This window comes from Humidesulfovibrio sp. (assembly GCF_035560995.1).
GTDB lineage: Bacteria > Desulfobacterota > Desulfovibrionia > Desulfovibrionales > Desulfovibrionaceae > Humidesulfovibrio.
Genome location: NZ_DATMYK010000122.1, coordinates 1 through 11656 on the forward strand (window position 1 = coordinate 1; position 11656 = coordinate 11656).

The window sequence follows — 11656 nt, forward strand, 5'->3', positions numbered from 1 at the left end:
CGTATATCCCACCCGCCAGTTCGTCCCCCAGCCAGGCTTCCGCGCTGTGGGCGATGCCCAGGCCGTGCAGGGCCTCATAAGCGGTGATCATTTCCGGCAGAATCCAGGTTCCTTCCTGCTCCGGCCGGGGCGTTGCGGCGCAGGCCCGGATGACGCTGCCAAAGGCCGAGTCGAGGCTGAAGCGGAAGCGGCCGGAATTGAGCACGCGCCTGAGGCTCGCCGGAACGTGCAGTTCGTTCGGCGCAAGAGCCAAGCGCGGGTCCGGCGACCACCAGAGGATGGGCGAGCCTTTGGCATACCAGGGAAAGATGCCCTGAGCGTAGGCGGAGATGAGCCGCTGGGGCGAGAGATCGCCCCCAACGGCCAAGAGCCCGTCCGGGTCGGCCTCAGCCGGATCGGGGAACACCGGCTCGTCGAAGAGACGGTAGATGGTCACTGCGCCAGGGCTGGTTCCGCCACCTGGGGCGCGGTCAGTTCATGGGCCGTGTAGCGGAACACGAATTCGCCTGAGCACTCTCCGCAGTTCGTGCCGCCGGCCTTGGCCGGTGCATCCGGGTCCGTTCCCGGCGCAAGATCCACAAGCACGGCGCCTCCCTTTTGCAGGCTGCCGAAGAGCAGCTCCGGCGCGATGGCGTCCTTGATCTCCACCTGGACCACGCGGGCCATGGGCCGCGCTCCGTAGGCAGGATCAAAGCCCAGCACGGCCAAGCGGGTGCGCGCGGCGTCGGTCAGGCGCACGCTCACGCGGCGGTCCTTGAGCTGCTCGGCCAGCTCGCGCACGTGCTTGTCCACGACCTTGAGCATGATCTCGCGGTTGAGCGACCCGAAGGGCACGATGGCGTCCAGGCGGTTGCGGAACTCCGGGCTGAACAGGCGCTCTATGGCCTTGAGCGAGCCGCTCTTGCGGTCGCTTTCGGCATTGCGCGTGAAGCCCATGCCGCCCTTGGCCAGCTCCTGCGCCCCGGCGTTGGAGGTCATGAGCAGGATGGCGTGGCGGAAGTCGGCCTTGCGGCCGGTGTTGTCCGTGAGCGTGGCGTAGTCCATGACCTGGAGCAGAATGTTGAACACGTCCGGGTGGGCCTTTTCAATCTCGTCGAACAGCACCACGCAATGCGGGTTCTTGCGCACGGCCTCGGTCAACAGGCCGCCCTGATCGAAGCCCACGTAGCCCGGGGGCGCGCCGATGAGGCGGGAGACCGCGTGCTTCTCCATGTACTCGCTCATGTCGTAGCGCAGGAACTGCACGCCCATGACGCTTGCCAGCTGCTTTGAGAGCTCGGTCTTGCCCACGCCCGTGGGGCCGGTGAGCAGGAACGCGCCCAGCGGGCGGCCCGGCTGCTTCATGCCCGCGCGGGAACGGCGGATGGCCTTGCACAGAACGCCCACTGCTGCGTCCTGGCCGTACACGGCCTTCCGGATCTCGTCCTCCATGTTCTGCAGGCGGTCCTTGTCCGTGCCGCTCAAGCGGCGCAGGGGGATGCGCGCCATGCGGGCCACCACGCGTTCCACATCCTGGGCGGTGATGCGCTGGTTCTTGCGTGGGCGCGTGGAGAGCTTGAACTGCGCCCCGGCCTCGTCCAGTACGTCGATGGCCTTGTCCGGCAGGAAGCGTTCGGCGATGTAGCGCGAGGACAGCTCCGCCGCGGAGCGGAGGGCGGGCGGGGTGTAGACCACGCCGTGGAAGTCCTCGTAATAGGGCTTGAGGCCCTTCAGGATCTCCACGGTCTCGTCCACGCTGGGTTCCACCAGGTCGATGCGCTGGAAGCGGCGCGAAAGCGCGCGGTCCTTCTCGAAATTATTGCGGTATTCCTCAAAGGTGGTGGAACCGATGCAGCGTACCTCGCCCGCGGCCAGGAAGGGCTTGAGGATGTTCGAGGCGTCCATGCTGCCGCCGGAGACCGAGCCCGCCCCAACGATGGTGTGGATCTCGTCCACGAAGAGGATGGCGCCGGGTACCCGCTTGAGCTCGGCCAGCACGGCCTTGAGCCGGGCCTCGAAATCGCCCCGGTACTTGGTGCCGGCAAGAAGCGCGCCCATGTCCAGGGCGTATACCTTGGACTCCGCGAACTGGCTGGGCACCTTGCCTTGGGCGATCATAAGCGCCAGACCTTCGGCGAGGGCCGTCTTGCCCACTCCGGGGTCGCCCACCAGGATAGGATTGTTCTTGCGGCGCCGCGACAGCACCTGGACCATGCGCTCCAGCTCGGCCGCACGGCCGATTATGGGATCGATTTCCCCGGCGCGCGCCTTGGCGGTCAGCTCGCGGGTGAATTCCTCCAGGGCGCTCTTGCGCTGCTGGCCGTCCGGCCGCTGGGCCGGGCGTTCCGGGGCCTCATCCTCGCCCGCTCCCTCGCCGAAGCCGGGAGTTTCGCTGCCGCCGGGTTCGCGCAGGCCGTGGGAGATGTATTCCAGCACGTCCAGGCGGGTGACGCCCTGGCCGCTCAAAAAATGCACGGCGAAGGAGTCCTCCTCCTCGAACATGGCGGCGATGACGTCGCCTACCTCGACCAGGTCCTTGCCCGAGGATTCCTTCTGCCACACGGCGCGCTGCATCACGCGGCGCACGCTCAAGGTCTGCACCACCTCGGTGTCCGTGTCAGCGGGCAGGGGGTCCATGTGGTCGCGGAAAAAGCCCTCAAGCTGGCTGCGCAGGCGCTCCACATTGGCGCCGCAGGCATCCAGAATGTTGCTGCCCACGGGTTCGTGGGTCATGGCGTAGAGCAGGTGCTCCAGGGTCAGGTACTCGTGGCGGCGGCGGCGCACTTCGTGGAAGGCGCTGGTGAGGACGGCTTCAAGGCCCTTGCTCAACATGTCCGTCAGACCTCCTCCAGGCTCGCCCGCAGGGGGTACCCCGCGGCCTTGGCCATGGTATGGACTGTGTCCACCTTGGTTTCGGCAACTTCGGCCGTATAGACGCCGCACATGCCCAGGCCCTGCTTGTGCACGGCCATCATGATGCGCATGGCCTCCGGCTCGGCCTTATGGAACACGCGCGTAAGCACGTGCACCACGAATTCCATGGTGGTGTAGTCGTCGTTGTGGAGCAGCACCTTGAAGCGCCTGGGCTCCTGCGTCTCGTTTGCGTAATCCAGGCCTGGGGCCTGGCGCGTATCCGTGCCGCCGCTCATTGACCGTTGCTCCCGATGCCGTGAACTCTTCTCATGCTGCACATGTTAGGCACTTGTCCGCATTTGTCGAGGGGGGAAATGTTTCGTCTGCGCTTCACCCCGCCAGCAGCGAGGCTTTGGCCGCCTCGTCGAAGACGAAGGATTCGTCGGCGGGCAGGCCGTTCTTCTCGCGGTGCAGGCGGTTCAAGTCGTGGTAGGTGGCCTTGGATGCGGCGCTGTGCGGCAGGTCCAATGCCCGTGCGCAGGCCGCGATGTCCGCCTCCGTGCCCTCTATCTCAACATAGGAGCCGAAGGGCAGGGTGTCCAGGCACACTTCGCAGTCCAGGCAAAGCCACGTCTCCCGGACTTTCTCATAGCGCAGGGCGGGCAGGTAGCCCAGACCCGCCAGAATCTCCCGCGTGGCCGGGGCGTTCAGCACCTCGGTCTCGGACTCCTCGTACACCTTCGCCAGGGCGGAGCCTGCTGCTGCTGCGGTCTTCAGGGTCAGGATGCTGCGGCCGTTCTTTTCGCGCAGACGAAGCAGAGTGCCATTGCCCTTCAGGCTTCTGCCAGCGTCGTCGTACACCACGTTGGATTCGAAGTGCCTGCCCAAGGGCTTGGCCCCAAGGGCCGCCAACCGGGTCCGCAGGTTCGTGTGGTCGACATCCAGGAACTTGATCTCGATTTCCAGCGCCATTTTCCGCTTTTCTCCTTGGGGCCGTGCTGCTAGGGTTCCCCTCGCGCATAACGGCATAGACGGGAGAGCTGATGCTCCAAAAATATTTCGTGCTCTGCCTCGCGGGCGCCGCGGGCACCCTGGCCCGGTTCTGGGTGAGCGGATACGTGCAGCGCCTTGCGGGCGAGGGCTTCCCTCTGGGCAACTTCCTGGTGAACCTGAGCGGCTGCCTGCTGTTCGGGCTGGTTTACGCCGTGGTGGAGAGCCGCAGCGGCCTGCCGGGAGACATGCGCCTTTATGTGTTGACCGGCTTCATGGGCGCGTACACCACATTTTCCACGTACATGTTCGAGTCCGTCGCCCTCATGCAGCATGGGCAATGGCTGGCGGCCTCGGCCAATCTGCTGGGGCAGACGGTGCTCGGCGTGGTCTGCATCATCGCCGGGCTGGCCCTGGGGCGTCTTTTTTAGGCCACAAGCGCAGCCGGTCCCAAGCCGGATTCCCTTATTGGGCTTATCCGGCAGCGGCCTCGGTCTCCACGATGGGCGGATGTTGACTCAAATCGTAGAATCCGCGCAGGGCGAAGCCCAGGTTGAAATGTGGAATGCGCTCGAAGTGGATGAAGCCGATGCTCTTGCCTTCGCTGATGTCCGACAGGGCCATGAGCCCGATGGGCACCGGGAAAGGGATGGGCGCGCTGAAGATGGCGGAAAGCCTGTTGGCGTAGTGTTCCTTCAGGTAGGCGATGATGGCGTCGCGCTCGGCGGGCATGAGCGCTTCCAGGATCACGCGGCGGCTTCCGGCGGCTTCAGGCGCTTCACCCATGCCCTGTGCGGCCAAGAGCTTGTCCCAGTCGATGGCTTCTTCTTCCTCCGGGTCCCAGGCGCTGCGGAACAGGTGCACCTCGACGTCGCGGCGTCCTTTGAAGCTTTTAATGGTCATGGACACGGCATAGGCCCTGTCGATGGGCAGGGGACGTTCGGGCGCGATGATATTGATTTCCACGGCTGGCCTCCGGCTGATTTCGTAAGGGCCAATGTAGTCTGTTCGTCCTCCCGGCACAAGGGGCAGGGCGCTTAAGGAACCGGCATCATGTCCAAAGCGTTTGAACTTGTCAGCGATTTCGTGCCCAAGGGCGACCAGCCCCAGGCCATTGCCGAGCTTGAAGCCAATATCAGGGCCAAGGTGCGCGACCAGGTACTCCTTGGCGTCACCGGCTCTGGCAAGACCTTCACCGTGGCCAACCTTGTGGCCCGGCTGAACCGGCCAGCCCTTGTGCTTGCGCCGAACAAGACCCTGGCCGCACAGTTGTTCAACGAGTTCAAGGGGCTCTTCCCCAACAACGCTGTCGAGTACTTCGTCAGCTATTACGACTACTACCAGCCAGAAGCCTATCTTCCGCACTCGGACACCTACATCGAGAAGGATTCGTCCATCAACGACGACATCGACAAGCTGCGCCACGCGGCCACCCACGCGCTGCTCACGCGGCGCGACGTGCTCATCGTGGCCTCGGTGTCCTGCATCTATGGCCTGGGTTCGCCGGAATACTACGCCAAGATGATCATCCCGGTGGAGACCGGACAGCATATGAGCCTGGAAGAGCTCATCAAACGCCTGGTCGAAGTGCACTACGAGCGCAACGATGTGGACTTCCACCGCGGCAGTTTCCGCGTGCGCGGCGACATGCTGGAACTCATCCCGGCCTACAGCCGGGACAAGGCCCTGCGCCTGACCTTTTTCGGCGACGAGATCGAGAGCATCCAGGAGACGGACGCCCTCACCGGGCAGGTGCTCTCCATCATGCGCAAGACGGTCATCTACCCCGGCAGCCACTATGTTTCTGACCAGGACAATCTGAAGCGCGCCACCGACGCCATCCGCGACGAACTGCAGCAGCGTCTGGCCGAGTTCCGGTCGCAGGGCAAGCTGGTGGAGGCGCAGCGGCTGGAGCAGCGCACCATGTTCGACCTGGAGACCATCGAGGAGCTTGGCTACTGCAACGGCATCGAGAACTACTCGCGCCACCTGGACGGCCGGGCCAAGGGCCAGCCGCCGGCCACGCTCATCGACTATTTCCCGGAGGACTTCCTGTTCTTTCTCGATGAGAGCCACATCACCGTGCCCCAGGTGGGCGGCATGTTCAACGGCGACTTCTCGCGCAAGAGCACCCTGGTGGACTTCGGTTTCCGTCTGCCGAGCGCACTGGACAACCGGCCGCTCAATTTCGAAGAATTCAAGGAGCGCCTGAATCAGGCCGTGTACATTTCGGCCACGCCCGGCCCCTGGGAGCTGGACCGCGCCCAGGGGCTTGTGGTGGAGCAGGTCATCCGGCCCACGGGCTTGGTGGACCCGGAGATCGAGATACGCCCCGTGGCGGGCCAGGTGGACGATTTGCTCGGCGAGTGCAAGGCCCGCGTGGTCAGAAACGAGCGCGTGCTTGTGACCACCCTGACCAAGCGCATGGCCGAAGACCTGACCGACTACCTGAACCAGATGGGCGTGCGCGCGCGCTACCTGCACTCCGACATCGAAACTTTGGAGCGCATGGCCATTATACAGGCTCTGCGCACAGGTGAATTCGACGTGTTGGTGGGCATCAACCTGCTGCGGGAAGGCCTGGACATCCCGGAAGTTTCCCTTGTGGCCATTCTGGACGCGGACAAGGAAGGCTTCCTGCGCAGCACGCGCTCCCTCATCCAGACCTTTGGCCGCGCGGCGCGCAACGCTGGCGGGCATGTCATGCTCTACGCCGACTCGGTCACCGCCTCCATGCGCGCGGCTCTTGACGAGACGGCCCGCAGACGTGAAAAGCAGCTTCAGTACAACGAAGAGAACGGCATCACGCCGCAGACCATCATCAAGGGACTGGACAACCTCCTGGGCGCCCTGGCGGCCCATGTGGCGCCAGAGGGGCAGGAGCCGACCCCGGACGAACTATTGCGCGAGCTGGACCCCAAGCGGCTTAAGAAAGAAATTGCCGCCCTGGAGCGGGAAATGCGCGAAGCGGCCAAGGAACTGGAGTTCGAGCGTGCGGCGGCCCTGCGCGACCGTGTGCTTGCCCTGCGCGAGCGCCTGCTGCAGCTGGGAGAATAGATGGCATCAGCGTTGAATCTCGCCCGCATCAGGGCCATCCGGGACAAATGGGGGCCACTGTTCCAGTTCGTGCTGGGCCTGTGCATCATGCTCGTGATTTTCGTCGCGGGGATGTGCATGTTCATGTTCGTCGAAGGCTGGAATGCCATCGACAGCTTCTACATGATGGTCATCACGCTCTCCACTGTGGGCTTTGGCGAGATACAGCCCCTTTCCGACAGGGCGCGGCTTTTGACTTCCGCCATCATAATCCTTGGCGTGGGCAACTTCGCTTACATCGTCGGCTCATTTTCGCGGATGCTTGTGGACGGGCATCTGCATAATCTTTTGTGGAGGCGCAAAGTGCAGCGGCGCATAGACAAGCTTGAAAACCACTACATCGTCTGCGGCTACGGCCGCATCGGCGGCGTGGTCGTGCAGGAGATCCTCAAGGTCAGCTCCGATGTGGTGGTCATCGAGCACGACCCGGCGCTTGTGGAGCAGCTGAAGCGCGACGGCATCATGCACCTTGCGGGCGACGCCACGGATGACGGACTCCTCGTCTGCGCGGGCATCAAGCGCGCGCGCTCCATCGTCACCGCCCTCACCGACGAGGCGGCCAACGTCTATGTGACCCTCACCGCACGGCAATTGAACCCGAATATTTCCATCATCGCCCGGGCCAACAACGCCTCGCACATCACCCGGCTGGAATTCGCCGGAGCGAACCGCGTGGTGCTGCCGCACCTGATCGGCGGAGTGCGCATGGCCCATACCGTGCTCAAGCCCACGGTGACGGACTTCCTCGACCTGGCTGTGCGCGGAGACATCGACCTGCAGATGGAACAGCTCGGCATCAGCGAGAAATCCGTCTTTGTAGGCAAAAACATCATGGATTCGAACATCCGCAAGGATTATGACCTGATCATCGTGGCCATCAAGCGCGAGTCGGGCGAACTTGTGTTCAACCCCGGCCCCAGGGAGGAATTGCGCAGCGGCGACACCTTGATCACCCTGGGCCGGCAGATCGACCTGCAACGCATCAGCGAGCATTTGTGAGCCAGAACAGCATCCCCCCTCTTGATGAAGCCCGGCAGCGCGTGAACGAGCTGCGCGAGGAGCTGGAATACCACAACCACCGCTATTACGTCCTCGACAGCCCGGAGATTACGGACGCCGAGTACGACGCGAAGTTCCGCGAACTGGCCGGACTTGAAGACGCCTACCCGGAGCTTGCCGACCCCAACTCGCCCACCCGGCGCGTGGGCGGGCAGGTGGCCGAGGGCTTCGCCACGCACCGCCACGCCCTGCCCATGATGAGCCTGGACAACGCCATGAACCTGGACGAGTGGCGCGAGTTTGCGGAGCAGAAGCTGCCCAACGCCTTTCGCGACGCCGTGACCGAGCTGCTTCTGGCGGACATCGAACAGGGCATCGGCCGGGCCCTGGTAGTGAGCGCGGACAAGAAAAAGGACGAACGCGCCGCATTGGGCACGGAACTCCGCAAGATGGTGACGGACTGCCTGCTTGCGCCCGGTCCGGCCGGTTCGGCCCCACCGGGCTGGGAAGCCTTGGCCATCAAGGTCCGCCGTCTGTGCTCCAAGGTCTGGCGGCCTGTTCTTCCAATCGAAACGCCGGGCGATGCCGCAACCGGACAGCCTGTTCCCCGGTCTGCTGCCCAGCCTGAAGCACAGCCTGCAAGCACATCCAAGCGGCCCGCCTCTTTGTTGGATTTTCTCGACACTCCGGTGGCGGCGGAACCGTCTGCACCGCCTGCGCCGACCATGCGCAGGGGGGCGATCCCCTTACCGAGGCTTGAGCGCCTGGCGCAGGACCTTGGCCCGGACGTGCGCGCGGCGCTGAACGAATTTTGGGCCGAGCCCAAGATGGACGGCCTGGCGGGCGAGTTGACCTATGAGGGGGGAGCCTTTGCCGTGGGCTCCACGCGCGGCGACGGCGAGGTGGGCGAGGACGTCACCGCCAACCTGCGCATGGTGCAGAACATCCGGGGCAGGCTGCTGCCCTCGCCCTGGGGCGTTCCCCCGCTGCTCGACGTGCGCGGCGAGGTGGTCATGGGCGTTGCGGCCTTCGCGACCCTGAACGAGGCCCAGGAACGCGCCGGGCTCAAGCCCTTCGCCAATCCGCGCAACGCGGCCGCCGGGTCCGTGCGTCAGCTGGACCCGAACATCGTGGCCGCGCGGCCCTTGAGCTTTCTGGCCTATGGCGTGGGCCGCATGGCGGAGACGGAAGGCACGCTGGCCTGGACCACGCAGGAGGCCGTCATGCGCGGCATCGCGGCCCTGGGCCTGGCCACCGCGCCGGGCTCGCGCGTCTGCTCCTCGGCCGAGGATGTGGCCCGCTTTTATCTGGATCTGCAGGAGCGCAGGCACACGCTGCCCTTCGAAATCGACGGCGTTGTGGCCAAGGTGAACAGCCTGGCGCTGCAAGAACTTTTGGGCGCAACGGCCCGCGCCCCGCGCTGGGCCCTGGCCCTGAAGTTCCCTCCGGAACAGGCGCGCACCATCCTCAAGGCCATCAACATCCAGGTGGGGCGCACCGGCGTGCTCACCCCCGTGGCCGAGCTTGAGCCCGTGCGCGTGGCCGGGGTGGTGGTCTCCAGCGCCACCCTGCACAACGCCAGCCACATTCGCGAGCTGGACGTGCAGTTGAATGATCTTGTGGTGATCCAGCGCGCTGGTGATGTGATCCCGCAAGTGGTCAAGAGGATCATCCGCACCGGCGTGATGCGCCCCGGCCCCTATCCGTTCCCCACAGTCTGCCCGGCCTGCGGCAGCGCCGTGGTGACCGAGGAAAAATTCACTTACTGCCCCAATCATGCCTGCCCGGCGCGGGTGGTGCTGGGCATCGCCCATTTCGTGTCCAAGGCCGGGCTGGCCATGGACGGCGTGGGCGAGAAATGGATCGAGCGGCTGGCGCAGGAGGGCCTGCTCAAGTCTCCGGCTGATCTGTTCACGCTGACACGAGAACAGCTGGAAGGCTTTGAGCGCATGGGCGCCAAAAGCGCGGAGAACTTCGTGAACTCCGTGGAGCAGGGCGGCAGAAGCGCCACCCTGGCCCGCTTCATCGCGGCGCTGGGCATAGAGCAGGTGGGCGAACAGACGGCCAAAGAGCTTGCCCGGCGCTTTGCCGATATGGACGAGCTGGCCCTGGCGGACGAGACCGAGCTCATGAAGCTCAAGGACGTGGGCCCCAAGGTGGCCTCCAGCATCCGCGCTTTCTTCGCTAATGAGGGCAACCAGGCCATGCTGGCGCGCTTCAAGGAACTGGGCGTGTGGCCCCGAGGCGGCGTTGCGCCCGGCGCGGAGAATCTGCCCCTGCACGGCAAGGTCTTTTTCTTCACCGGCGGCGTTCCGGGCCTGAGCCGCCCTGCGGCCCAAGCCCTCGTGGAGGAGCTTGGCGGCACGTGCGCGGGCTCGGTTTCGGCCAAGGTGGACTATGTGGTGGCCGGGGAAAAGGCCACGGAGCGCAAGGTGGCCAAGGGCCGCGAGCTGGGCGTGGCCATTCTGGACTTCCGGCAATTTTTGGATATGCTTGAATCCCACAAGAAAACGACCCCCTAATTCGGAGGACAGCCATATGGCCAACGATCTCATCACCGACGTCATCATCATGGGCGGCTGCGGCCGCATGGGCGGCACCCTGGTGCGCCTGGCCCAGAACGACCCCGAACTGGCCCTCAAGGCCGTCATCGAGCGCAAGGACAGGCTGGACGAGCTGGAGAGCCTGGACTGCCTGGTTTCCGACGACCTGGACGCCGTGCTGGCCCAGTATCCCCGCGCCGTGGTGGTGGAGTTCACCTCGCCGGAGGCCACTGTGGAGCACGTGGGCATCTGCAAGCGCCACGGCAATCCCATCGTCATCGGCACCACGGGCCTGAAGCCCGACCAGCTGGCCATAGTGAACGAGGCCGCCACCCGCGTGCCCGTGCTGCTGGCCCCGAACATGAGCGTGGGCGTGAACGTGCTTCTGAAGGTGTTGCCCATGCTGGTGCAGATGCTGGGGCCCGCCTATGACATGGAAATGATGGAGATCCACCACAGCCGTAAAAAGGACGCGCCCAGCGGCACGGCCCTGAAACTTGCCGAGTGCATGGCCCAGGCGCGCGGCTGGAACTACGACGAGGTCAAGAAGCACGCGCGCGACGGCATCATCGGCGAGCGCGGCGAGAAGGAGCTTGGCGTCGTGGCCCTGCGCGGCGGTGACGTGGTGGGCGACCACACGGCCTACTTCTTCGGCCCCGGCGAGCGCATCGAGATCACCCACCGGGCGCACTCGCGCGAGAACTTCGCCCAGGGCGCGCTGCGCGCCGCCAAATGGCTGGCCAAGCGCGAGCCCGAGCGCCTGTTCAACATCGGCGACACGCTTTAAAAGTCAACGAATCCACCAACAAAAGCGCCGGGTCCCGTGATGGGGTCCGGCGCTTTGCTTTGCAAATGTGGGGCGCTAGGCTTTGGGCATGGCTTGGCGCATGGCCGCGAACACGGTCTCGGCCTCGGCCTGTATGCGCGCAAGACCCTTGGCGAGTTCCTCGGCCTGGCCGTCGCGTGCGGCGAATTCCAACTCGCGTGCGGCGTCGCGCAGGGGGATGAGCCCGAGCGTTGCGGCGGCTCCTTTTATGGAATGCGCCAAATAGCGCGCCTGCTCCATGTCCGCGGCGTTCACGCAGAAAGCGAGGGCGGCCAGGCGCTTAGGCTCATCGACCAGGAACATGCTGAACAGCTCGCACAGGAAGGCGGGCTTGGTGCGCTGCATGCGCGCCAGCCATTCGGGATCAATG

General features: G+C 65.0%; 11 protein-coding genes. 5 read left to right on the forward strand and 6 right to left on the reverse strand.

Annotation, left to right across the window (positions count from 1 at the left end):
- The 4 genes from VN419_RS04855 to VN419_RS04870 form a co-directional block, all read right to left on the reverse strand.
- A partial coding sequence (locus VN419_RS04855) for a leucyl/phenylalanyl-tRNA--protein transferase (RefSeq protein WP_325645026.1) occupies window positions 1-436 on the reverse strand: 436 nt, incomplete at its 3' end.
- Window positions 433-2811, reverse strand: coding sequence for an ATP-dependent Clp protease ATP-binding subunit ClpA (gene clpA, locus VN419_RS04860; RefSeq protein ID WP_325645029.1), 2379 nt, complete (start codon window positions 2809-2811; stop codon window positions 433-435). The genes VN419_RS04855 and clpA, both read right to left, overlap by 4 nt.
- A gap of 5 nt (window positions 2812-2816) precedes the next feature.
- Window positions 2817-3128: an ATP-dependent Clp protease adaptor ClpS gene (locus tag VN419_RS04865; RefSeq protein ID WP_325645030.1), complete on the reverse strand. Its 312-nt coding sequence runs from the start codon at window positions 3126-3128 to the stop codon at window positions 2817-2819.
- A gap of 94 nt (window positions 3129-3222) precedes the next feature.
- Window positions 3223-3804 (reverse strand): class IV adenylate cyclase, encoded by a 582-nt coding sequence (locus VN419_RS04870; RefSeq protein WP_325645032.1) that lies wholly within the window; start codon window positions 3802-3804, stop codon window positions 3223-3225.
- Between the two features lie 71 nt (window positions 3805-3875).
- On the opposite strand from VN419_RS04870, the gene crcB reads away from it, so the two are divergent.
- A complete protein-coding gene (crcB, locus tag VN419_RS04875) occupies window positions 3876-4253 on the forward strand; it encodes a fluoride efflux transporter CrcB (RefSeq protein ID WP_325645034.1) in 378 nt (125 codons plus the stop codon).
- A gap of 43 nt (window positions 4254-4296) precedes the next feature.
- Here crcB and VN419_RS04880 read toward each other — a convergent pair whose 3' ends face one another.
- On the reverse strand, window positions 4297-4788 hold the full coding sequence (locus VN419_RS04880; protein WP_325645036.1) for a hypothetical protein: 492 nt from the start codon (window positions 4786-4788) through the stop codon (window positions 4297-4299).
- A gap of 87 nt (window positions 4789-4875) precedes the next feature.
- Here VN419_RS04880 and uvrB point away from each other — a divergent pair, with 87 nt between their 5' ends.
- From uvrB to dapB, 4 genes are read left to right on the forward strand one after another with little or no spacing between them, the layout of a single operon-like run.
- On the forward strand, window positions 4876-6879 hold the full coding sequence (uvrB, locus tag VN419_RS04885; RefSeq protein ID WP_325645038.1) for an excinuclease ABC subunit UvrB: 2004 nt from the start codon (window positions 4876-4878) through the stop codon (window positions 6877-6879).
- Window positions 6880-7917 (forward strand): potassium channel family protein, encoded by a 1038-nt coding sequence (locus tag VN419_RS04890; RefSeq protein WP_325645040.1) that lies wholly within the window; start codon window positions 6880-6882, stop codon window positions 7915-7917.
- Window positions 7914-10439, forward strand: a complete 2526-nt coding sequence (ligA, locus tag VN419_RS04895) for an NAD-dependent DNA ligase LigA (protein ID WP_325645042.1) — start codon at window positions 7914-7916, stop codon at window positions 10437-10439. Before VN419_RS04890 ends, ligA begins: the two co-directional genes overlap by 4 nt.
- Before the next feature lie 16 nt (window positions 10440-10455).
- Window positions 10456-11247 carry a 4-hydroxy-tetrahydrodipicolinate reductase gene (gene dapB / locus VN419_RS04900; protein WP_325645044.1) on the forward strand — a complete coding sequence of 264 codons (792 nt, stop codon included), beginning with the start codon at window positions 10456-10458 and terminating at the stop codon, window positions 11245-11247.
- A gap of 75 nt (window positions 11248-11322) precedes the next feature.
- Here dapB and VN419_RS04905 read toward each other — a convergent pair.
- On the reverse strand, window positions 11323-11656 hold a 334-nt coding region (locus tag VN419_RS04905), incomplete at its 5' end, for an Hpt domain-containing protein (protein ID WP_325645046.1).

Bases quoted from the DNA above. Each gene is read 5' to 3' on its own strand.
- clpA (WP_325645029.1), bottom strand. From the start codon at position 2,811: ATGTTGAGCAAGGGCCTTGAAGCCGTCCTCACCAGCGCCTTCCACGAA.
- VN419_RS04865 (WP_325645030.1), bottom strand. From the start codon at position 3,128: ATGAGCGGCGGCACGGATACGCGCCAGGCCCCAGGCCTGGATTACGCA.
- VN419_RS04870 (WP_325645032.1), bottom strand. From the start codon at position 3,804: ATGGCGCTGGAAATCGAGATCAAGTTCCTGGATGTCGACCACACGAAC.
- crcB (WP_325645034.1), top strand. From the start codon at position 3,876: ATGCTCCAAAAATATTTCGTGCTCTGCCTCGCGGGCGCCGCGGGCACC.
- uvrB (WP_325645038.1), top strand. From the start codon at position 4,876: ATGTCCAAAGCGTTTGAACTTGTCAGCGATTTCGTGCCCAAGGGCGAC.
- VN419_RS04890 (WP_325645040.1), top strand. From the start codon at position 6,880: ATGGCATCAGCGTTGAATCTCGCCCGCATCAGGGCCATCCGGGACAAA.
- dapB (WP_325645044.1), top strand. From the start codon at position 10,456: ATGGCCAACGATCTCATCACCGACGTCATCATCATGGGCGGCTGCGGC.